The organism is Borreliella japonica, assembly GCF_900099615.1.
Classification (GTDB): domain Bacteria; phylum Spirochaetota; class Spirochaetia; order Borreliales; family Borreliaceae; genus Borreliella; species Borreliella japonica.
Genome location: NZ_FMTE01000004.1, coordinates 55620 through 80548, shown reverse-complemented (window position 1 = coordinate 80548; position 24929 = coordinate 55620). Strand labels below are relative to the sequence as shown.

Genomic DNA, 24929 nt, shown 5'->3' with positions numbered 1-24929 from the left:
TTTGTCAAAATTTTTAAAGACAATCAAAATTCAAGATTAAAAAGGAGTGCACAGCAACTTTTCATTACATTTGATAATATTTATTGACTCTTCAAAAGAAAGTAGCAACTCTTCTTTTTTTGTCAAATCTCTTACTTTCATTTTATTTTCTTTATATTCTTCTTGACCAACAAAAACTAAAAATCTTATCTCTTTGCTTAAAGCATATTCTATTTGTTCTTTAATATTTTTACCATTTTTATTTTTAAAATAGACTTCACAAGAAATATTTTTAACCTTAGAATAATCATGATTTCTAAACCTAGTAGCAAGTTCATAATAATAATTTTGCAAAGCACTATCTAGGTTTACAATTAGAACCTTAGATCTAGCCTTGGTGACAAATATTTTAACATAACTAAACTTTTCAAGATCAATTATGTCCTTTATTCTATCAACGCCGAAAGATCCCCCAACTCCTGAAATTTTTTGAATAGAGTTTGAGAACGAAGAAACCAAATTATCATATCTTCCTCCACTGCAAACACTTCCCATACCACTACCAAACACCTCAGATTCAAAAACAATCCCTGTATAATAATCAAGCCCACGTGATATTTTAAGATTCAAGTTAAAAGAATCTTGAATTTTCAATAAACTAAGGTGACTAAAAACATCTTCTACTCTTTTAACAGAATCGTTGTCACCCAAAATACTTCTTAAGGCCTGTATTTTATCTTTAAAAGTACCTTGCAAGTTTACTAAACTCAAGATTGAATCTACTGCTTCCTTTTCGATCTTAAGAAGCAACGCCTCTTTAACCTTGTCAATTCCTATTTTATCTATTTTATCAATATTTCTTAAAATAAAAAGAGATTCTTCTTTAATTCCCAACTTTTCAAAAAAAGAATTTAATATGCCAAGATGAGAATAATGAATAATAAATTTTTTATTAATGCCTTCTATAAAATTCAAAAAAATCTCTTCAAGTCCATAATACACAACAGAAAGAATTTCCGCATCGCCTCTAAAACTGTCTTCTCCGACTATATCAAAATCGAATTGCATAAATTCTCTGTATCTACCCTTTTGAGAATTTTCTCCTCTAAAAACTTTTCCAAATTGAGAACGTCTGAAAGGAAATTTCAAATCAGAAATATTTGTAGCAACAAATCTGGCAAAAGGAACGGTTAAATCAAATCGCATGGAAACATCTCTGCCTCCATTATCTTTAAACCTATAAATTTGCTTTTCAGTCTCATCACCACTCTTTTTTAAAAGCAACTCTGAATATTCAAGAACCGGCGTATCTATTAAATCAAAATTATAAGAATTAAGAACGCTAAATATCTGCTTAACAATATGAATTCGAATCAAAGAATCTTTAGGCAAATAATCTTTAAAGCCTTTTAAAGTTTTAACATCCGTCATATTATACCCTCTGCTATATAGTAATCTACTTTTTCAGAATATAATAACATATAATAATATAGATGCAAAAAAAAATGAATAATTTTTTGTTTCATATGGCCATAAATAAATTTAAGAGGACCACAATTCATGACCAAAAGAATACTTAATAACAAGTATCGAGCAAAGACAATACTAACAATATTCTTGGGCATAACTTTGCTAACTATTTACAAATACTTCACGTTAATGGTCTTTAATAACAGCGCAGATAACATGATACCTTTAAAATCAAACGATATTGTCAAAAGAGGAACAATTTATGATAGAAATGGCAAACCAATAGCATTCTCTTCGAAGTCCTACTCAATAGGAACAAATCCTCAAAAAATAGAAAATATTGTCAGCACGTCTGAAACTCTTGGCGCAATACTCCAAATTGATTCAAGAATTTTAAAAGAAAGGCTTTCTTCCAATAAAGGATTTTTATATATAAAAAGAAAAATAAAAAGGGAAGAATCAGATTTAATAAAAAGAATTCAAGCTGAAGGCAGGCTCTCAAACATTGCTTTATATCCCGATTACACAAGAATTTATCCTTTTCGTCATACCACAAGTAATATTACTGGCTTTGTAGGAACAGATAATCTTGGCCTTGAAGGCATTGAATTTTCTCTAAATAGCATATTAGGAAAAAATAAAACAAAACAACAATTTTTAAATGAAGAATTAGAAACAAATAACATCTACTTAACAATAGATATGAATATACAACAAGGTGTTAGCAAAATAGCTGAAAAATACTTTAAAGAAAATAATCCTGAAAGTTTAATTACTTTGGTAATGAACTCTCAAAATGGAGAAATATTGTCTATGGTTCAATTTCCTCAATACGATGCAAACTTTTATTCTGAATATCCTGAAGAAATACGAAAAAACCTTTCTTCATCGTTAACCTATGAGCCTGGAAGCATTAATAAAATTTTTACAGTTGCAATAATATTAGAAAGTGGAAAGTTAAATCTAGAAGAAAAATTTTTAGACAATGGAATATATCAAAAACAATTTCCATCAGGAGAAAAAATTACAATCAAAACATTAAATCCTCCCTATAAACACATCGACTCTACAGAGATTTTAATTTATTCATCAAATGTAGGAATAGCTTATATTACCGAGAAGGTTAACAATGAATACTTCTATAAAAAACTTTTGGATTTTGGATTTGGGGAAAAAGTTGGATTTCCATTTCCCGGAGAAACAAAAGGGCTATTAAATCATTATTCAAAATGGTCAGGGCGCAGTAAAGCTACAATTGGATTTGGGCAAGAAATAGGAGTGTCTGCAGTTCAAATATTACAAGCTGCAAGCGTACTAAGCAACAATGGAATAATGTTAAAACCTAGAATAATAAAAAAAATAAGCAACAACAAAGGAGAAAGTATTAAAGAATTTGGTAAAGAAGAAATAAAAAGAACAATATCCAAGAGTTCAGCACAAAAAGTTTTAAAAATGATGAGAGAAGTTGTAAACAAAGGTGGAATTCCAAATCTTAAAATTAAAAATCTTGACATTTCTGCAAAAAGCGGAACATCTCAGGCTATTGACAGAAAAACCGGAAAATACTCAGAAAAAGACTATACATCCTCTATTTTGGCAATATATCCTACAGAACAACCAAAATATATTATTTATATTGTATACAGATACCCAAAAAAAATAATATATGGAACAAGAATAGCAGCTCCAATGGCAAAAGAAATAATAGAATTTATTGAATACCAACAAAATACAAACGTATATAAAAAAATCAAAATGCCATCAAAAATTAAGATTCCTAAAATCACCACTAATGATAAAAACAACGCATATTTGCCAAATTTTATCAACCTTTCCAAAAGAGAAGCAATAGACATACTAAAATACTATAAAAATACTATGAAAATAAAAATAAATGGCAACGGATTTGTTTACAAGCAAAGTACACCCCCCAATACAAAATTAGAAGATATAGAAGAGCTTGAACTGCATTTAAAATAATCAGGTAAATAAATTTTTAATTTCATTTTTATAAAAATTTAAAATATAGTTTCGCTTAATGTCCATTTTAATCGATATTTCTTTGCCAACTTCAAATGGTTTTTCTAAAAGAGCAAACTTTAATATCTGCTCAAAAGGCTTAAATCCATTAGCCCTATTGATTAATTTTTTTATTTCATCATTTATAGCCTTAAGAACAATATTATTTGCAATAATTTGACGTCTATTATTAGCATCAAAAATTTTTTGTCCAATACTTTCTAGATATTTATTTATTTCTTCAAAATTTGGAAGAATAAGGGCTCCTAAAAATTTCTGATCTTGCCCTACAACAACCGCTTTTTCTATTAATATTGATTCTTCAAGCTTAATCTCAATTGGAGCAGGCTCAACATTCTCTCCGTTATTCAAAACAATCGTATCTTTTTCTCGACCAATAATTTGAACAACATTGTCCTTAGATAATTTTGCAATATCACCTGTGTTTAAAAAACCATCAGAACCAATAATTCTGCAAGTTGCTTCTTTATCCTTGTAATACCCAAGCATTACTTGAGGGCCTTTTACAAACAAAATTCCTTTTCCAGGCTTTTTAAGTTTATTCCCATCAGCATCTCTAATCTCAGCAACAGTTCCAGGTAAAATTTTACCACAAGTTCCAATAATCACTTTTTTATACTTATTAGAAGCAACTCCGGGTGAAGTTTCTGTCAATCCATAAGCATTAGCAAGCTCAATACCAATTGAATTAAAAAATCTAACAACAGATAAAGGCATACTACCACCACCAGTAATTCCAACAACAAAATTATTACCTAAGATTTTATTTATTTTATTAAAAATCAAAATATTTCCCAAAACTTTAAAAGGAAATAAGCAGATTAAACCTAACATTCCCAAAATTTTCTTTATAGGGGAAAATAAACTAAACCCATTGTCCGGATAAAGCCCCATTACAGCCCTATAGCAAATATCACTAAGAAATGCCAATTTTATAAAAAAATGAAAAATTATCCTAGAAACAAACGGCTTCTTAGAAACTTCTTTGTAAATATTTTGCCTTATTGCAATCCAAAGCCTGGGAACAGCTGCAATATAATGAGGATTAATATTCCTAATATCATCAAGCATTGCTCTTGGAACAATAGTAGAAAATAGACAAACCATACCCTTGAGAAAAATATTATAAGAAAAAGATCTTTGAAAGGAATGCCAAATTGGCAAAATACACATAAATATTTGACCCACTTGCGTATCAACCATTAAACTAAAACTAGAAACCTGATAAAGAAGATTAGCATGACTGAGCATTACCCCCTTTGGATGACCTGTTGTTCCAGAAGTATATATTATCGTTGCCATATCATTAGGATCAACTTTACTTGCAATGTCAATAATTTCTGAATCTTTTCTTAAATTATCTCCAAATAAAATACAATCGTTATAGGTATAAATTTCAAAATCACCATATTTTAGTATATCTTCTTTGTTCAAATTTTCAATAATAATAAATATCGGTTTTACTGTAAATTGGATTTGAACAAACATATCAAGAAGATTTAAATTTTCTAAAATAACTACACCTGGAAGAACAGAATTAAAAATAATTTCAGCTTCAAAAAGTGTAACATCAGAACCTTTTGGAATATCGACAGCACCCAAAGATAAAATTGCAAAATCTATCACGGACCACTCGGCTCTATTCTCAGAACAAATAAATATTTTATCTTGATACTTAACATTGATTGACTTTAAAAAGGAAGCAAGCTTTAAAACATTGTTTTTTAAGTCGCCATAAGTAACATGGGCATATCCACTGCAAAATTTATATACTTGAGCAATTTTATCCTTTTGTTGATCAGCTACCTCAAAGAATGCCTTTGCTATTGACATATAATCCTCCTTTTAACAAAATTAATATGGTTTATTATATCATTATTAACCATAAATTCATAAAATTATTTATAAAGCCTCCTACTGCAAAAACATACAGAAAGCCAATAAGAATAAAAACCTAAAAAATCGCAAAAAAATTTACAAAATATTTAACAAAAAAAAATAATTTAAAATCTAAGAGTAAATTTCTGTTTTAACATTTTTGAAAGTAATATTTTTTTCTCAAAATATCTAAAACACTAAATATCATTGAATTATTTTTGTTTATCAATTTAAAACAAAATGTCCACATAACCCATCAACATAAATTTGATCGCCTATCTGCAACATTTTTAAAAATTATATTTTTATGCCCAAATCTTAAAACATAATTTTTATTATCCAAAACAATAAGTGAAATTCCACTCTTAAAAATTAATTTCTCAAAATAAAAAAATTAATCCCCTCTGTAGGGTAAGAGCGATTTAAATCATCTACAATATCCTTCAATCTATTAACAATAGATTTATTGGAAGTATAAATAATCAGAATAAAATTTTCTTCAGGCCAAACACCATTGCCATGCTTTTCCCCTTTCTTACCTTTTCCATAAACATTTTCTATCTTAGAATAATATACAGACTCTCCTAACTCTTGCTCTATTTTTTCCATACATTCAAAAATATCAAGCTCTAAAGATAAGTTGGAAATTATTTCAATCCTATACCTATAAAATTTAGCCATATCAATCCTCATCTTCTTCAAATAGATTATCATAACTACTTTTAGTTGAATCATTAATTTTGGATGATTCAACATCTACATTAAACGACACTCTTTTAAACTTAGATTTAAAACTTGAAACAATATTGGAAAAAATTTCAAAAAGCATGGGAATAAAAAATAAAGTAAGAAATGTACTAGCTGTCATTCCGCCAATAAAAGTGAATGCAATTGGTTTTAGAAGTTCATTCCCACTCCCACTAGAAAATGCCATCGGAATAAGCCCTATTACTGAAGTCAAAGAAGACATTAAAATTGGTCTAAACCTTGAACGGCAAGATTCAATAATTGCTTCTCTTAGACCAAATCCCCTCTTGACCAATAAACCGGTATAATCTACAAGAACAATTCCCGTATTTACCACAACACCAACAAGCATAAGCATCCCAATTGCAGCAAAAATAGAAAGTTTTTCTCCTGCAAGAAAATGTATAAGCACAACCCCTATTGCCGTTAAAGGAATTGTAAAAATAACAATAAAGGGTTTTAAAAAAGATTCAAATTGAGAAGCCATAATGCCAAACACAGCAATAATAGCCATAATAATGATTATTTTAAACTGATTCATGATATTTGAAAATTCATTATACTCTCCTTCAACCTTAAGCACTGTGCCCTCTTTATGAGGAACTTTATTGTTAATAAAATCTATAACTTTTGCAGTTACTTGGGTTAAATTATCATTTGGAGAAATACCTGCATTAAGATAAATAGTTAAAGCTTGATTTTCTCTGTAAATAGATTCGGCTTTATTGGTTTTTTCAAAGGTAGCTATTGATGAAAAAGGAATTTTAACTCCAGATGAATTTGTAATAAATATCTTTTCCAAATCTTTTAAACTTTTAACATCCATTCTATCAAGCTTAAGAACAATATCATAATTAAGCCCATCCTCTACATATTGCCCAGCAACAACACCATTAATATTGGCTTTCAACTCATTTAAAATGGCATTCATGTCAATACCATAATTGTAAGCTAGCTCTCTGTCTATCTCAACACCAATTTGAAGTTGAGAATCATTTATACTAAGCCTTGGATTTACAAGTTCGGGAATTTCTTTTTTTAACATGGAGACTAAAATTTTTCCATAATCTTTTATATATTCGAAATCATTCGCTGAAATTTTAATTTTAATAGAATCTCCACCACCTAAAGCATTACCGCTGGAAGGCTCAATATTAAATTCGGGATAAAGATTCCCAATACGACTTATAATTTTATACTTAATAGCATCGTAATCTATGCTTTCGATTAACTTATCTCTTGACTCTTCTTTAAGAGGAAACAATACGTTAAAAGTTATTCTGTCAGCATTCAAAGTAGAAATAATACTTTTATATCCTTTAGCTTCGTTTTTTACAATTTCTAAAAATCTATTAGAATAAAATTTTGCATATTCCAAATTAGTTTTATGAGGAAAATTTAAATTAATAACAATAGAATTATCTTTTCCTCTATCAAAAGTTGTCACATCTAGCAACAATCCTAAAAACAAACTACCAATAAAACTAAAAAAAACAATCAATCCAAAAATCAATTTGTGATTTAAAACTATATTTAATAAATTGATATACAAAAATTCTAAAAAATAATAAACACCAGCAAAAAAAGCATCAATTTTCTTAATAAAAGCACTCTTAATATTTTTTTGGAAGCTTGTGTATAAACCGACATAATGGCTTGATAAAACGGGAACCAAAAAAATAGCAACCAAAAGAGAAACTCCTAAAGAAATAACAATTGTAAATGAAAAGTCTTTAAAAAAATCTCCATATACCCCAAGTTCTGATTTGAAAATAAGAAATGGACCAAAAACACAAATGGAAGTAAAAGTTGAAGACGTAATAGGCAACATCATCTCTTGGGCTCCAAGGATAGAAGATGAAATAAGCTTTGCTCCTTTTTGCCTATATTTATATATATTGTCTATTACAACAATTGAACAGTCAACAACCATTCCAACTCCAAGTGCAAGACCTGCAAGACTCATAATATTAATAGAAACATCTACAAAATACATTAAACAAAAGGTCAGAATAATTGCTATTGGAATAGAAATTCCAATAATTATTGTGGCTCTAAAGCTTCTTAAAAAGAAAAAAATAACAAATATTGCAAGCATAGCCCCAAAATAGGCTGAATTTACAACCGTTGAAATAGACGCTTTAATAAAATCAGTACTATCAGAAGCAATTTCCAATCTCATATCTTTGGGCATAGATAATTTCAATTTTGCTATTTCACTCATAACAACATTAGAAACTGCAATAGAATTGGCATCACTACGTTTTTGAACCGATAAAGAAATTGAAGGCAACCCATTATATTCAACATATTCTGACAAATCTTCAAAATCGGTTTTAATATTAGCAATATCTTTAAGTTTTATCTCAATAGCAGATGAATTTATGCCGGAAGAAACATCGGGTATCTTGTAAGCTATGACTACATTACCAATCTCTTCAATTGATTTAAATTTTCCAGACACTTGAACCAAATATTCTAAGTTGTTCTCTAATATATTACCAGCTGAAAGTTCAAAATTTTGAGATGCTATAATCGAAGATATTCTTGACAAAGAAAGTCCATAAGACTCTAATCTGTTTTGAGAAACTTCAATTAAAACACGTTTTTTACTCCCGCCATTAACAGTAACAATTGCAACTCCATCAAGCCTTTCAAGCTCAGGTTTAATAATCTCATCAGCATATCTTTTAAGCTCAGAAACTGGCCTTACAGAATTAATAACAATTTCCATTACAGGAATATTTTTAAGATTATATCTGAAAATTCTGGGTGTTTGTGATTCACTGGGTAATGAAGATTTTGCCAATTCAAGAGCATCTCGAATTTCATTTAAAGCCAAATCTAAATCGGTTCCATGATAAAATTCAAGCGAAACGGTACTATTTTCTTTAGAAGAAACGCTATATATATTTTTCAAATTCTTTACCGAACTCAAGCCACTCTCAAGAACTCTAGAAACACTCTCTTCAACTTCTTTAGGAGAAGCACCGGGATAAACAGTATTAATGCTTATTTGGGGAATATCAATTCCGGGTAAAAGGTCTACTTTCAATCTTGAAAAGGTATATAAACTCATCATCATTAACAATGAAAATAAAATCAACATTGTTATTGGTTTGCCAACTATTCTCTTTACCAACATAACAAATCTCCTAATAAATTAAATATTGCTTTCAGCTGAAAGACCCTCTTTTGTATCTACCAAATTTATTAGAGCTCCATTAGAAAGAGCAGACATACCTTCTACTACAACTAAATCATTTTCTTCAACCTCGCCCGAAAGAGCTACAATGTTATCTATCTCAAAAAGTACCGTAACAGGCAACATTTGAACACTTTTACCCTCTAAATCAAGTTTAAATACAAATTTCTTACCTTCTCTCTCGACAACAGCCTCTCTTGGAATCTTAATTACATCTTTAAAACGCTTAGTAATAAGTTTGATTTTAGAAAACATGCCAATAATCAGTTTATCCAAATTACTACCAATAGGTGTAAGATATACCTCAATAGCACGGCTTTTAGAATCTAAAACAGGAGATATCTCTGAAACTTTAGCTTTAAACTTTTCATTAGGATAAGCTCCAACCTCAATAATAGCATCATTTCCAACTTTAATATTTGAAATGTATTTCTCAGACACATAAGTTAAAATTTGCTTTGTATCTATCCTTCCTACTACTGCTATGCTGGACTGAGAATTAACTGTTTCGCCAATTTTTTTTCTAATATTTAAAATATATCCTGAAATTGGCGCTCTTACTGGATTTTTTAAATATACAGAACCGGGTCTTGAAGGATCAAGAGTTGCGACTATTTGCCCCTTTTGAACATAAGCTCCAAGTTTTATTCTCAAAGAAGTTATTTTGCCCGCGGTATCTGGAAAAATATCTGCCTTAACTTTTGTATCTATATCTCCATTTAAAGACAAATAATCGCTCAAAATTCCCTTTTTAACTTTTATGGCAATTACTGGGAATCTATAAGAACTTTCTTCCTCCTTGTCAATATTTTTGTCATCAGGCTTGTTATTACTTACACACGCAACTAAAACTAAAACTAAAAAATATTTTTTTAAAAATAAGTTAATATTAAAAATCAAATTCATAAAAACACCTCTTAATCTAATGAATTTATTAAATTCTTATATTCAAGTATAGAATTGGAATAATTCAATTTATCTTCAATGAACTTCAAATCGCTCTGCTTATAAACAAGCTCAATATCATTCAATTTAGAAAGATCTATTACTCCGGAATTAAAAGCATTAAATGCCATTTGATAATTTTTATTAGCTAATTCTACATTAATTTTAGAAGCATCAAGAATCGTTTTATACCTTCTGATATCCTTTCTTTTTTGCACAATACTAGATTTTAAATTTCTAATTTTATCTTCAATATTGTTTTGCAGTATTTTTAGTTGGTAGTTGTTATCTTGTATTTTTGTAAAACTCTTTGAAAATGGAAATATTTCAGTTAAACCATAATTTAAACTAAAAGATGCTGAAAATCCACCTGAAAAACCTTTGGAATTTTCATGAAATGATCTATAAGGAGAATAAGAAAATGACAAAGAAATGCTTGGCAAAAAAGTATCTAGCCAAAGCGAACCGATAATCTGTTCTGTCATTTTTAAGCGCATATTTAACTCCTTAATTTCTAATGATTCGTTAAAATTTAATTCTTCATTAAATAAGGAAAAATCTATTGTCTTGTCTGACAATTCTCCAATAATTTCAAAATCTTGATCCGGATCTAATCCTATTAATAATTTGAAAATTTCTTTTGATTTTTCAAAGTTAATAATCTGGCCATCTAAATCTGGTTGAGATTTTTTATACTTAAGCTGTGCATCAAGGAAATCTATTTCTGATATTAGTCCATTATTGTAAGCAATTCTGGCTTGTTCAAATTTAAGTTTACTATTTTGTATTTGACTCTCAAAAACTTTCAAAGTACTCTTTAAAGCTATCAATTGATTGTAAGATTTAAGAACATTTAATTTAATATTACGAACAGCACTCTCCCTTTCTATTTTTGCATTTTCATACTCTAGCATAACAAGTTCTATTCTCTTTAAAACAGAAGGCGATAAAGAAAGACTAATCCCAACTCCCAACCCCAAGCCCCAATAATCTCTCTCAAATTCACTAGAATCAGAAGGATTTCTACTAAATGTAGAGCTAAGATTAACATCTGGAACAAAAATATTCCATGCATTGTTTTTATAAAGTCTTTTTATATTTTCTTTGTATCTAGCATTTTCTGAATCTAAACTACTTTCTAATGCCATATCTACAGCCTGTTTAGGTGATATTTGAATAATTTCAGCAAAAGAAAAAGAGACAGTCATAAAAATTAAAAAAATTTTTTTAATTTAAAGCCCCCTTTATAATAAAAATTAAACTTTAAATTTATAAAACTTAAATGCTATTTATTTTAAAGTTATAAAATCTAATTATTATTTTTAATTCATTTGATTAATCATTATATTATAATACAATTCTAAATATGAACATTTTCAAAATTTTCTTTATCTTAAATTATACGCTTATTTTTTTAATAAAAATTTACCAATACACTTTATCTAGACTATTTGGATTACAATGCATATACCAACCTACCTGCTCAAAATATTCAATTGAATGCCTTAAAAAATACAATTTTCTAACAGCTTTAATATTAATGACACTAAGAATAATAAGATGTAATGCATTATTCAAAGGAGGAAACGATTTTATTCCTAAATACAATCCTATTTCAACATCTTTAAAAGAATTTCAAAAAAGATTAATCAAATAAAGCCTTATATTTTTCCGGGACCCACATCTTCACAATTTCTTTATTATTCTCAACAAATTCAACTGCATTGCGATACTCTTTGCCTGGCTCTTTATCATTTCTATCCATTAAAGGTAATATTAAATCATCATTCCAATAAAAATGATCAAAAACATAATATGCATCAAGATCATCATCTTCAAGACCAAGCCTAACAAGAGTATGCACACTCTCAACTCCCCCCATAATTAAATCAGGATCATCAAGAAACTTAATATCATACCTAGAAAAAGCCCAATGGGGCTTCCACAAAGGAACTAATACCCACTCGTTTCTCTTTATTGAAGAATCCAAACTTGCTAACATAACACTCTCGCTTGAAGGAACTAGCTCATACTCTTTACTTAATCCATAATAATCAAGCGCTTGTTCTGTAACAATCTGAGTTCCAGCACCAGCATCTATGCCAATCATTTTGTTCTTAAACTTATCCCCTTTACCTTTAAGCTCGCTAATGCTAAAAATTGGAACATAACTTGGCACTACAAACCCCTGAATGGTTCCTTCATAATTTGCTCCAAGATCGACAAATTTTGTTTTCAGCTTTTCGTAATAAAATTTATCAGCTGTAGGAAGCCAAGAAGATACCGTGCCATCTACTTTTCCCGATGCTAAGTATTGATACATTACAGATGTGGTAACTGAAAATATTTCTGCATTGTAGCCCATTTTCTCAAAAATAACCTTTAATACATTTGTAGCTGCTGTTTCTCCGCCCCAATTCACATATCCAATTTTTACCGATTTTAAATCCTTTGAAATCTTCTTTTCATCACAAGAAAAAAAAATAAGAAAAATACAAAATCCAATGAATAATTTATACATAAAATATCCCCCATTTATTTATTATACATTTCCAAAAATCTTTTAAATTTATTCTCTTTCTTTCCCCCATAATGATCTGTATTCAAATAGCTAAATTTAATAAAGATAGATTGCATAATCCTATCTAAAACAATAGCTATAATAACAACTGCTAATCCAGATATTAAACCCTCACCAAAATTCAATCTTTCAATAGAGTAAATCACAGTTCTGCCTAAGCCAGACGATCCAACCATTGCAGCAATTACTATCATAGATATCGCCATCATTATTGACTGATTAATACCTTCGATTATACTCTGAAGAGAAAGGGGAAGCTGAACCTGCAAAAGAATACGCAAATTACTACTTCCAAAAGACTTGGCAGCTTCTATTACCTCATCTGAAACTTGGACAATTCCTAACCTTGTATATCTAATAACAGGAGGCATAGCAAAAATTATTGTAGCAAAAATAGCAGAAGCTGTGCCCATTCCAAAAAAAGGAATAGCGGGAATCAAGTAAATAAACGGGGGCATAGCTTGCATTAAATCTAGAATGGGTTTTAAAAAAACATAAAATCTTGGGAAATATCCCCCAAAAATACCTATGGGAATTCCCAAAATAACAGAAACAAATACAGAAACAAATATAATAGCTATTGTATCCATTGAAGCTTCCCAAAGATTAAAATACAAAATAAAAAAGAATCCAGGCAAAATTAAAAATACCAATCTCTTTTTCAAGAAAATAAAACTTAGCAAGCATACAGTCAAAATAAAAAGAACGGGATTAACAAAAAGAAATAATTTTTTTAAATTCTCATATAAAAAAATTATACTTTTAGAAAAACCTACCCCATCAGAAATTGAAAAATTATCAACCAAAAAATCAAAAAAATTATCTATTTTTAATATAAAAAAATCTTTACTCATAAATTTCTATCTTGACAATAGATCGGAAATTTCATTTAAATTAATATATCCGACAATAGCTTCCTTTTTTTTTATTATTAAATAATCTTGCCTATTCAAGTATCCAACAATTTTTTTTATCTCATCATTTAGCTCCAAATTCAAAGATACAAGATTATCATATCTTTTATTAAGAGCTTTATCATATAAGCTAAAACTTTCACCTTGATGCTTAATAATAACATTTAAACCATTATCACTGCCAGAGTTTAAATCAAAATCATCTTTTAAAATATCTTTTATTTTTAAAATATTTAAAACAGGTAAATTTTTGATAAAATGAGATATAAAATCTGTACTAGGATTGGCTAAAATTTCCAAAGGCTTGCCAACTTGAATAATTTCTCCATCTCTCATAAAAGCGATTCTATGTCCCAATTTAAAAGCTTCAATTAAATCGTGAGTAATAAACACAACTGTTTTTTTAAGCTTAGCCACTAGCCTTAAAAGCTCTTCCTGCATTTCTCCTTTAATTAATGGATCAAGAGCCGAAAAAGCCTCATCCATTAAAAGAATATCTGGATTAACAACCAATGCTCTTGCTATTCCAACTCTTTGCTTCATTCCTCCAGAAAGTTCATTAATGTACTTATATTTCGAATCTTCTAGCCCTACAAGATTTAATACCTCAATAGCACGTTCTTCTCTGATCTTCCTGGGGATGTGCTTGACTTCAAGTCCATAAGTAACGTTTCTCAATACATTCATGTGGGGGAAAAGTCCGAAGTTTTGAAAAACCATTGCAAATTTATCTTTTCTTAAATTAGAAAGATCTTTGCGATTTATTGTATTCATTTCCATGTTATTTACCAAAATAGATCCCGAATCTATTTTGTAAATACCATTTAAGCACCTGACCAAAGTAGACTTGCCACAACCTGACATACCCATAATAACTAAAATTTCATTTTCATAAACATCAAGATTAATATTGGCATTTGCAATAAAAATAGAAGATTCTTTGTAAATTTGCATTCTATCTTTACCATCTTCATAATCTTTTATAGCTCGACTTATCTGCTTTTTGTCAAAATAATAAGAAAATACTTTATAACAATCTTTAATTCTAACAGTAGCCCTATCCAAAGCAAACTCCTCAATAAGTCCGAATTATGCTTCATAACATGTCATTATAAATTATACTAAAATTATTAAATTTTTTACCGATCCGAAATAAAAAAACAAAAGATCCTTTAAAGGATCTTTTGTTAATAATTTGTACTAATTAAATTAAAATTTTACCTAAGCAATGACAAAACATATTGAGGAACTTGATTAGCCTGTGCAATCATTGCCATTGCAGATTGTGTTAAAATGCTATTAGTTGTAGCAGCTACAACCTCATCTGTCATTGTAGCATCTTTTATTTGAGCATAAGATGCTTTTAGATTTTCAATGGCATACTCAGTACTATTCTTTATAGATTCAAGTCTATTTTGGAAAGCACCTAAATTTGCTCTTTGATCACTTACCATTCTAATAGCATTTTCTATTTTAGCAAGTGATGTATTAGCATCAACTGTAGTTGTAACATTAACAGGAGAATTAACTCCACCTTGAGAAGGTGCTGTAGCAGGTGCTGGCTGTTGAGCTCCTTCCTGTTGAATGCCTTCTTGAACAGGCGCAGCCTGAGCAGTTTGAGCTCCCTCACCAGAAAATAAATTTGCAACATTAGCTGCATAAATATTTACAGCAATCGCTTCATCTTGATTTGCTCCCACATGAACTCTTAAAGTCCAAGAAGCTTGGGATCCTGAAAGTGACGCTGGAGTGTTAATTTTTGCAGGTTGCATTCCGAGTTCTTCAGCTGTTTTTACATTTTGGGAAGCAGATTTGTTTGACAACATGTGCATTTGGTTATATTGGGCTTGATCAGCAATTCTATTAATTTCGTCTGTAAGCTGTTCTATTTCAATTTGTATAGAACCTCTATCTGAGTCTGAATATGTGCCGTTACCTGATTGAACTGCTAATTCTTTCATTCTTACTAAAACTTTTTCTACTTCATTCAAATTTCCCTCTGTTGTCTGAATAAAATTGATAGCTTTTGAGGTATTTCTAGAAGCTTGGGACAAACCTCTTATTTGAGCATTAATTTTGCCAGAAACTGCCATCCCAGCAGCATCATCAGAAGCTCGATTGATTCTGTACCCACTAGAAAGCTTCTCTTGAGTTTTACTAAGATTAGCAGCATTAATGCCATTATTTCTTGAAGCATTAATAGCTGATGTATTATGATTTATAATCATATATCATTCCTCCATGATAAAATTTAATTATTTATTTTTGGCAAATCCTTTTGCCTTTTAAAAAGAATAGCACAAAAAATTAAAAAAAAGAAACTCGCATAACAATAGCATTAAAATAATTACTATTATCTATTTCTTTGATTAAAATCAAAAGCCTTTAATGTATTTTCTTGATCTTTCATACGCTTAACGGTAAAATCCAAGGTATTAAGCTCGCCTTCTACTTTTCTTTCTCTATCATCGTACTTCTTTTTATAATCTTCAACTTTATTTTTTTGATTAACAATTTTCAAGTCGTAATTTTTTATTTTATTATAAATAACTCCTCCAGAAGTCACAAGAGGCGACAAACAATCCCCTAGCATTTTAGCAATCCCATTATCGTATACTCTGTCACCATTAAGATCAAATAAAAAAAGTTCTCTAACATTATCAATGTTATTGCGAATTGATTCATCAAACTTTTTCTCATCAAGTCTTAAATATCTAGAAAGCCCACCAGAAGAAGAAATGGAATTAGTAAACACGCCCATCTGATTAATTATTGAAAAACTAGGATCACTAGTAACATAAGGCTTAAAAATTATTGATTCTAATCTGGACTTAAGATTTTTTAATAAAAATTCAGACCTTAGAATACCTAAATTTTTATAAGCCTCTTCTTTTTGAGATTCAGTAAGATAAGTCAACTCTTCAACTATATTAGACTTTTGATTACCAAGTTGATCTTCATTGGAGCTTACAATATTAATCTCAGCAAGAACCTCATTATAAGCACCAATAAAATCCAAAAGAACTCTCTTAATCCCTTCGTAATCGGGTTCAATTTTAGCCTCAACCGTATCACTTGAAGCTTTTTTTAAACTTAATGTCACATTTGGAACTAAATCATTAATAACATTTGAATCTCTCTCAACATCTACTCCATCAAATTTAATTTTTGCATTCTCAGCAAAACTTTTGGCATTTATTGGCAAATAACCGTCTCTATTTTTTGGATCAAAAACTTCGACATTGCTAATCACAACTACCTTATTATTTGCTTTATTTTCAATATTTATTTCTTCTAAATTAGAAAAAGCTCCAATATCAATTTCAACTTCTTCAAAGTTATTTGAAATATTTACTGGAGGAAGCTCCAAAGAACCTTCCTTGCTAGATATTTTAAACATATTCATTTGAATATATTTTTTTTCCAAAGGAGTTTTTAAATCAGATCCAAGGTCAACTACACTATCTTCACTGTCAACTTTTGCATCCTTAAATGTAGCCTCTCCGGGATTAAAAATAATCTTACTATCAGACTCTTCTAAACCTGTATCAAAATACTTAACTTCAAATTTAATTTTACTCCTAGATGTAATTTCAATATCTTCAGGAATTTCAATCGACACTTCTGAAAGCGGATTTAAAACAAGGCTATTGTTCTCAAAAGCAAGTCTATTATTACTACTAAATTGATTTACAACAATTTCTGAAAGGTCAGGATTAAAATTGGTTTTCAGTTCACTTAAAATGCCAATTTGCTTGGCAAAAGATAATCCTTCTCCTTTGATAACAAGTTTATTTTCTTTACCTTCCTTTAAGGATTGCAAAATAAAACGACTATTCCCATTTTTATCACTTTTCACTATTTTTGCAGATAAAAAACCCTTTCCCTTGTTATTAATATCCTTAACAAGTAAATCAATGTTACCATTACTTTTTACATCAATTTCTTTCTTGCCAACTAAAAATATATAATCTCCTTCCGGAATTGTAACTTTTTTAGGATCAAAATTTGAAGACAAAAACACATCAGCTGATGCTATTTGATCAATAATCAATTTGTGAATCTCATTCTTGGATCCATATCGAGTGGATAAGGTTAAAATTTCGCTATTACTAGAATTCCCTGACATTAGATTAAAAGGGCTGTTAAGTGAAGTAATCTCTTTTGCAAGAGAATTTAAAGTAGAAATTTTCCTATTGATTAACTGCCAAGCACTTTTTTCTTGCTCTAAAGATTCAAGTTTCTTAAAAGAAGAATCAATTTTAGCTTTATCGGGTTTAAGCATGGATTCACGAATTTCTTTAGTATTATATTTACTCTCAAGCCCTGGAACAAAAAATCCTGATGCCATAATAATGTCCTTTACGGGATATTATATCATTAATAAAATTTAAAATAAAATATAATAAATTTAAAAAACATAAATTTTTAACTATCTAAACACTTTAAAATAAAAAAAATAAACATTAAAAAAGACTAATGTTTATAGTAAAATAAATTAAAAGGAGCATGAAAATGCCAAATTTTTGCTTATTCAATTCAAAATCTGTTTTAACTGGAATTGACAAACTGGATAATTCAGCAGTCCTGATTAAAGATAATAAAATTTTTGATATTGTAACATCTGATAGACTTAAAAAAATGGATCTTGAAGAATACCAAATGATTGATACAAAAGGCAATTATATAACTCCTGGTCTTTACGACAATCATATTCATGGATTTCACGGCCATGGAACAGACAAGTGTTCAACAGAGTCAATACTTAAAATGTCAGAACATTTAGCACAATACGGCGTAGTAGGATTTTTGCCAACTCTTTATCCAAGACCTATAGACGAAATGGTTCAAACAATAAAAGCTTGCACAGCAGCAATTGGCAAAGAAAAGGGAGCTAAAATTCTAGGACTTCACCTTGAAGGGCCATTTTTTTCCCCGGAAAAAAGAGGGGCACATCCTGTTTCTTATCTTCACGAACCTAGCATTAAAGTTATGCAAAAACTAATAGATGCAGCTGGTGGAGTATTTACAGGTTCAAACGGAAGAAAAAAAACACACATAAGCACGATGACTGTTGCTCCCGAGCTTAAAGGCATGAGAGAGCTTGCAATATTTTGCCTTGAAAACAATATAAACCTTCAAGCGGGACACACAAACGCAAAATACGAAAATATGATCGAAGGATTTCAAGTTGGAATACTCCACACAACCCATTTTTTCAACGCAATGTCAAAACTTGACCACAGAAATCCAAATGCAATAGGAGCAGTACTAATACACGGAGATGTTTCTTGTGAAATTATTGCAGATGGTCATCACATACACCCAAAATTAGTTTTAATGCTTAGAAAACTTAAAGATATAAGTAAAATAGTTCTTGTCACTGACGGACTTACTCCAAATTTTCAAACTTCCGGAAAACTAATTGCAAACGGAGATGAGGTTTATATTGCAGAAGATGGATTATTCCACAGCGTGAAAAGCAACACAATAGCTGGATCAGCACTTACAATGATACAAGGTCTTAAAAATTTAGTAGAATTTGGCTACAGCTTGAGTGATGCTGTTCAAGCAAGTTCCTACAACCCAACAAGAATCCTAAACATTGAGAAAAAGGGGTTAATATGTCATGGATATGATGCAAACATAAATGTCTTAGATAAAGATTTTAATTTAAAGTTAACAATGATAGAATCTAGAATAATTTTTAATAATCTCTAATTTTAACCCATTTTAAGGAGATCACAATGAGATTAATAATCAGACCCACATATAAAGAAATATCAAAGTGGGCGGCTAATCATGTAGCACAAAAAATTAAAGAATTTTCTCCAACAAAAACAAAGCCATTTGTTCTTGGGCTTCCAACAGGAAGCTCCCCAATCGGCATGTACAAAAGTTTAATTGAATTGAATAAAAGTGAAAAAATTTCATTTCAAAATGTCATAACTTTTAACATGGATGAATATATAGGAATTGAAAAAAATCATCCTGAAAGTTACCATTCATTTATGTGGAAAAATTTTTTTTCTCACATTGATATTAAAAAAGAAAACATAAATATACTAAATGGAAATGCTTTAAATCTCAAAAAAGAATGTGAAGAATATGAAAAAAAAATCAAATCTTTTGGAGGTATCATGCTTTTTGTAGGTGGAATCGGGCCTGATGGTCACATTGCTTTTAACGAACCGGGTTCCTCCTTAACATCAAGAACAAGAATTAAAACTTTAACTCAAGATACAATCATTGCTAATTCAAGATTTTTTGAAGGCAATGTGAACAAAGTTCCCAAAAGCGCTCTAACTGTTGGAATTGGAACAATTATGGATTCACAAGAAATTTTAATAATAGTAAACGGACATAACAAAGCAAGAGCATTAAAGCATGCTATTGAAAAAGGGGTTAATCATATGTGGACAATTAGCGCACTTCAATTACATAAAAATGCAATCATAGTATCTGACAAAGATGCAACTTATGAATTAAAAGTTGGAACAGTAGAATACTTTAATGACATAGAAAAGGAAAACTTTAATAATGATTTAAAATAAATTGCTCAAAGAGTCAGAATTTTATTCTAACTCTAAAATTAAAAATCTTTATAAAAAAAACTAATTGTTAACTTCGGTGTAAATTTTTGAAACTTCTTCCCAATTTAAAGCCTTTAAAAATGCATCAACATATTCAATTCTTCTATTTTGATATTTAAGATAATAGGCGTGCTCCCAAACATCAATACCTAAAATCGGTTTATAAGACTTCATTAAAGGACTATCCTGATTAGGCATTGAAATCGCTTTAAGACCACTATCAGGACACAACACTAACCATGCCCAACCACTTCCGAAAATTTTCATTGCAGTATCTTTCAAGATAGACTTAAGAGCATCCAAGCTTCCAAAGGTTATATTAACATCATTTTCAAACTTTTCCAAAAGATTACTCTTGTTGCCTGGTTTTAAAGTTCTAAAATATAGAGTATGGTTCGAATAGCCCCCAGCATTATTTCTTATTAAAGTTTGAAATTCATCTGGGAAATCATGAATATTTTTCAATATGTTTGATACGTCTTTTAAATGACTTTTTCCCATTTTTTCAAAAATAGAATTCAAATTCATTACAAAACCATTATGATGCTTGCTATGATGAATTTCCATAGTTTTAGCATCAATATAAGGCTCAACAGCATCATAATCATAACCAAGTTCTGGTAGTTTAAACATAAAAACCTCCTGTTCTAGCTTTTACCGTGACAATTTTTATATTTCTTTCCACTTCCACAATAACAAGGCTCATTTCTACCTATTTTAGGGGAACTTCTAATCACTTGAACATTAGAAACGCTTTTATTTTCATTAATAACAATTCCTGAAAGTTCTTTATGAATTGAATTAACATTCTTAGACTTCTTTACTGACTTAAAATCAGAAGAATGGTTATCCAATTTTAGTTGCAAAACACGTCTTATGGTAGAAACTTTAATATCTTTAATAAGTTCACTAAATATTAAAAACCCTTCTTCTTTGTATTCCGTAATTGGATTTTTATTAGCATAAGATCTTAAATATACAGCCTCCCTTAAAGAGTCCAAATTTGCAAGATGCTCTTGAAATTTAAAATCAATATTTTTCAAATATTCATATCTTAAAAATCCATTAAAAAGTTCCTTACCAATCAAACTTTCTTTCTCATCTAAATTTGCCTTTGCTATTTGCATTAGCTTAGCCTTTAAATCAATAGAATTGATATTTTCAATAGAACCAAGACTCTCGAGCATATAGGCAAAAATTAAATTTATTTCATTTAAAAAAACATTTGAAACTACACTACTTTTTGTTCCCTCAAGCAAAAAACTAAGATATTCTTCTAAGGCAATAAGAATACGGTCCTTAATAGCTGTATCTTCAAGAATAGAATTTCTCTGAGCGTAAATAAAATCTCTCTGTTTTGTAATAACATCATCATACTCTAACAAATGTTTTCTAATTTCAAAATTTCTGTCCTCTACTCTTTTTTGGGCATTAATCAAAGATTTAGTCAAAAGAGAATGTGTAATAGGCTCCCCCGTTGCCATTCCAAGCTTACCCATTAATGACCTTAAATTGTCTCCGGCAAAAAGACGCATTAAATCGTCTTCAAGCGACACATAAAATCTTGAACGACCAGGATCACCTTGTCTTCCGCTACGCCCACGAAGCTGATTATCTATTCGTCTTGATTCGTGGCGTTCACTACCAATAACATAAAGACCTCCAAGACTTTTAACCTCATTATAGTCTTTTAGGTAATTTTCCCTTTCATTCTTAACAGCTTCTTGAAATTCTTCAAGACTTACATTGGTCCCAATTTTTTTTCTAACCCTGTGTTCAATATTACCTCCAAGTTTAATATCCGTACCACGACCAGCCATATTTGTTGCTATTGTAACCGCATGTTTTGCCCCAGCTTCAGCAATAATAAATGCTTCTCGAGAATGATTTTTTGCATTAAGAACTTCATGTTTAATCCCTCTATTTTTAAACATAGCTGATAAAATTTCAGATTTTTCAATAGAAACAGTTCCCACTAAAACCGGTTGCCCCTTCTTGTAAGTTTTATAAACCTCATCTGTAATCGCATTAAACTTAAATTCTTCCGTATAATAAATGGTATCATCCTCATCTATTCGTGCTAACAATCTATTTGTTGGAACTACAACTACATCAAGATTATATATTTTATGAAATTCCTTAGCTTCTGTATCGGCTGTACCTGTCATACCAGAAATTTTATCAAACATTCTAAATAAATTTTGAAAAGTAATAGTTGCCATGGTCTTATTTTCATTAGCAACTCTAACTCCCTCTTTAGCCTCAATAGCTTGATGAAGTCCATCAGAATATCTTCGCCCTGTTAAAACTCGACCAGTAAATTCGTCTACAATCTCAACCCCAGAATCACCAACAATATATTCTCTATCTTTTAAAAAAAGCAAATGGGCTTTCAAGGCTTGAGTCATATAATGAACATAATTAAAATTTGAATCGGTATACATAGACCCACTAATAATGCCTTTGGAAACTAAAAGCTGTTCAAGATTATTAAGTCCTTTAGCGGTAAAAGAAATTCTTTTAGCTTTCTCATCAATAGTATAATCACCATCAAGATCGTCTATTTCTAAAGGATAATCACCTGTTTTGGGATCTTTGGCACACTCTTTTAAAAACGACACAAGAGAATTAACCTCAAGATAAGCATTGGTGTTGCCCTCAGTAGGCCCTGAAATAATCAAGGGAGTCCTTGCCTCATCAATTAAAATAGAATCAATCTCGTCAATAATACAATAATTAAACTTTCTTAAAGATTTTTCATTCAAGTCATAACGCATATTATCTCTTAAGTAATCAAAGCCAAGCTCATTATTTGTAACATAAGTAATATCTTTGGCATATTGAGTTTTTCTTAGATCATAATCCATATTAGACAGAACAACCCCAACACTAACACCTAAAAGATCAAAAACCGGCTTCATCCAATTAGAATCACGCTCTGCAAGATAGTCATTAACAGTAACAATAATAACCCCATCTCCTCTTAAACTATTCAGGTAAGCTGCTTGAACTGAAGAGAGGGTTTTTCCTTCTCCTGTTTTCATCTCTATTATTTTGCCTTTGTGAAGAGCAAGCCCTGCGATGATTTGCACATCATAAGGCCTTTCTTTAAGACGTCTTCTAGCAGCTTCTCTAGAAAGAGTAAAAGCTCGCTCTAAAATATTCTCTAAAGAATTACCCGATTTTAATTCATCTTTAAGTTTTTCCGTCTCTTTTGAAAAATCTTCATCTGCTAACAACAATGCCCAACGCTCAAGCTTATTAATATTTCTTAAAATTGGAAGATAATCTTTTAAATCTCTTTTACTTTTTGAGCCAATGGTTGTCTCAAGTACTGCTTTTAACATGTTAGGCATTAATTCTCCTAAATAATTGACTTAAAGTCATTTTTCATTTTAAATGATAATATAAAAAATATGAAAAATTACTGTAAAACTTTTATATTAAGTTTACTTCTTGCAATTATATCATGCAATACTAAAACTTTAAACGAACTAGGAGAAGAACAATTTAAAATACCATTCGGAACACTTCCTGGTGCAATAATGCCCCTGGATAACAAATTTACAAATTCAAAATTTGATATCAAAACATATAATGGGTTAGTGTACATTGCAGAAATAAAAACAAATAAATTAATGATTTTTAACTCGTACGGAAAACTAATACAAACTTATCAAAATGGAATATTTAAAACAAATTCCGATTTAAAAATAAAAAAAATAGATTTTGAAGGAATTCAAGCAATATATCCTTTAAAAGATTTTATTATTGTTGCAGACAAACTAAATAACAAAAAATCAAAATTTAATCAAAAAGAAAATATTGCATACTTTATGAGGATACTAATATTAAACAAAAACTCAACTGTAGAAATTTTGGGCCAAGAAGGTTTAAACAGTACTCCATTTCCACAAATTTACGATGTTAACGTTGATGAAAATGGAAATATTGCAATAATATCAATATATAGCGAAGGCTATATAATATATTCTTATAACAAAGAATTTTCTCCACTTTATAAAATTTACGTCAATAAAAACCTACTAAAAACAATAGACACTCAAAAGAAAAAATACAATATTTCAATAGACAAGGTTTTTTTTGAAGTTAATAAAAAAACTCTTTATGTAAAAATTACTTACTATGAAAACATTGGTGATAATGAAAACATAAACGATCTTGGAATTAAAATTAAAGATCAATATATCTATAAAATGAGTTTAAAGAAAAACAAAGAATTTGAATTAATAAATAAAATCGCTCTTCCTAAAAACTTACTAGATGATAAACAAGAAAGCTTTATTAATGTTATAAAAATACAAAAAGATAAAATAATAGCATCTACTAATATGAAAAATTTATCTAACAATTTAATATGGAAATTAGACAACAAAGGCTTGATTAAAGAGCAAATAGCTTTAATTGAACCTCCAAATTTAACATTTCTCTCTGAAAGCTTATCTAAAGATGGGATACTTAGCATACTTTATGGCGGAAAAAATGGTGTTAGTGTTTACTGGTGGAATTTAAATACGTTATTAAAATTATGATTATAAAAAGGTTAGATATGCAAA

Annotated in this window: 18 protein-coding genes; 5 read left to right on the top strand and 13 right to left on the bottom strand. The window is 29.6% G+C overall.

Going from position 1 to position 24929, the window contains the following annotated elements:
* Positions 1–36 precede the first annotated feature (36 nt).
* Positions 37–1410: a histidine--tRNA ligase gene (gene hisS, locus BLO14_RS03620; protein ID WP_091972963.1), complete on the bottom strand. Its 1374-nt coding sequence runs from the start codon at positions 1408–1410 to the stop codon at positions 37–39.
* A 129-nt stretch (positions 1411–1539) separates the two neighbouring features.
* Here hisS and BLO14_RS03615 point away from each other — a divergent pair, with 129 nt between their 5' ends.
* Positions 1540–3429 carry a penicillin-binding protein gene (locus BLO14_RS03615; protein WP_091972960.1) on the top strand — a complete coding sequence of 630 codons (1890 nt, stop codon included), beginning with the start codon at positions 1540–1542 and terminating at the stop codon, positions 3427–3429.
* Here the strand turns inward: BLO14_RS03615 and BLO14_RS03610 are convergent, their stop codons facing one another.
* The 5 genes from BLO14_RS03610 to BLO14_RS03590 form a co-directional block, all read right to left on the bottom strand.
* Positions 3430–5322, bottom strand: coding sequence for an AMP-binding protein (locus BLO14_RS03610; protein WP_091972957.1), 1893 nt, complete (start codon positions 5320–5322; stop codon positions 3430–3432).
* Between the two features lie 417 nt (positions 5323–5739).
* Positions 5740–6048 carry a PG0541 family transporter-associated protein gene (locus BLO14_RS03605; RefSeq protein ID WP_091972954.1) on the bottom strand — a complete coding sequence of 103 codons (309 nt, stop codon included), beginning with the start codon at positions 6046–6048 and terminating at the stop codon, positions 5740–5742.
* 1 nt (position 6049) lies between these two features.
* On the bottom strand, positions 6050–9259 hold the full coding sequence (locus tag BLO14_RS03600) for an efflux RND transporter permease subunit (protein WP_091972951.1): 3210 nt from the start codon (positions 9257–9259) through the stop codon (positions 6050–6052).
* 18 nt (positions 9260–9277) lie between these two features.
* A complete protein-coding gene (locus BLO14_RS03595; RefSeq protein ID WP_091972948.1) occupies positions 9278–10225 on the bottom strand; it encodes an efflux RND transporter periplasmic adaptor subunit in 948 nt (315 codons plus the stop codon).
* An 11-nt stretch (positions 10226–10236) separates the two neighbouring features.
* Positions 10237–11472 (bottom strand): TolC family protein, encoded by a 1236-nt coding sequence (locus BLO14_RS03590; RefSeq protein WP_091972944.1) that lies wholly within the window; start codon positions 11470–11472, stop codon positions 10237–10239.
* A 158-nt stretch (positions 11473–11630) separates the two neighbouring features.
* Here BLO14_RS03590 and yidD point away from each other — a divergent pair, with 158 nt between their 5' ends.
* Positions 11631–11921, top strand: coding sequence for a membrane protein insertion efficiency factor YidD (yidD, locus tag BLO14_RS06220; protein WP_091972941.1), 291 nt, complete (start codon positions 11631–11633; stop codon positions 11919–11921).
* Here yidD and BLO14_RS03580 read toward each other — a convergent pair.
* From BLO14_RS03580 to fliD, 5 genes are all read right to left on the bottom strand, one after another.
* Entirely contained in the window at positions 11910–12785 is an 876-nt protein-coding gene (locus BLO14_RS03580) for a glycine betaine ABC transporter substrate-binding protein (RefSeq protein WP_091972938.1), read from the bottom strand. The two genes, yidD and BLO14_RS03580, sit on opposite strands and share 12 nt — an antisense overlap.
* Before the next feature lie 14 nt (positions 12786–12799).
* Entirely contained in the window at positions 12800–13699 is a 900-nt protein-coding gene (locus tag BLO14_RS03575; protein ID WP_091972936.1) for an ABC transporter permease, read from the bottom strand.
* Positions 13700–13705: 6 nt separating this feature from the next.
* Positions 13706–14824, bottom strand: a complete 1119-nt coding sequence (locus tag BLO14_RS03570) for a glycine betaine/L-proline ABC transporter ATP-binding protein (RefSeq protein WP_091972933.1) — start codon at positions 14822–14824, stop codon at positions 13706–13708.
* Positions 14825–14976: 152 nt separating this feature from the next.
* On the bottom strand, positions 14977–15987 hold the full coding sequence (flaB, locus tag BLO14_RS03565) for a flagellin FlaB (RefSeq protein ID WP_091972930.1): 1011 nt from the start codon (positions 15985–15987) through the stop codon (positions 14977–14979).
* Positions 15988–16112: 125 nt separating this feature from the next.
* Positions 16113–18110, bottom strand: a complete 1998-nt coding sequence (gene fliD, locus BLO14_RS03560; RefSeq protein WP_091972927.1) for a flagellar filament capping protein FliD — start codon at positions 18108–18110, stop codon at positions 16113–16115.
* A 164-nt stretch (positions 18111–18274) separates the two neighbouring features.
* On the opposite strand from fliD, the gene nagA reads away from it, so the two are divergent.
* Positions 18275–19480, top strand: coding sequence for an N-acetylglucosamine-6-phosphate deacetylase (nagA, locus tag BLO14_RS03555; protein WP_091972924.1), 1206 nt, complete (start codon positions 18275–18277; stop codon positions 19478–19480).
* 26 nt (positions 19481–19506) lie between these two features.
* Positions 19507–20313: a glucosamine-6-phosphate deaminase gene (gene nagB, locus BLO14_RS03550; RefSeq protein ID WP_091972922.1), complete on the top strand. Its 807-nt coding sequence runs from the start codon at positions 19507–19509 to the stop codon at positions 20311–20313.
* Positions 20314–20373: 60 nt separating this feature from the next.
* Here nagB and BLO14_RS03545 read toward each other — a convergent pair whose 3' ends face one another.
* Both BLO14_RS03545 and secA read right to left on the bottom strand, forming a co-directional pair.
* Complete coding sequence (locus tag BLO14_RS03545) at positions 20374–20985, bottom strand: superoxide dismutase (RefSeq protein WP_091972920.1); 612 nt, start codon at positions 20983–20985, stop codon at positions 20374–20376.
* 14 nt (positions 20986–20999) lie between these two features.
* Positions 21000–23699 (bottom strand): preprotein translocase subunit SecA, encoded by a 2700-nt coding sequence (secA, locus tag BLO14_RS03540; protein ID WP_091973294.1) that lies wholly within the window; start codon positions 23697–23699, stop codon positions 21000–21002.
* Between the two features lie 69 nt (positions 23700–23768).
* On the opposite strand from secA, the gene BLO14_RS03535 reads away from it, so the two are divergent.
* Positions 23769–24905 carry an LIC_12708 family protein gene (locus BLO14_RS03535; RefSeq protein ID WP_091972918.1) on the top strand — a complete coding sequence of 379 codons (1137 nt, stop codon included), beginning with the start codon at positions 23769–23771 and terminating at the stop codon, positions 24903–24905.
* Positions 24906–24929: the final 24 nt, after the last annotated feature.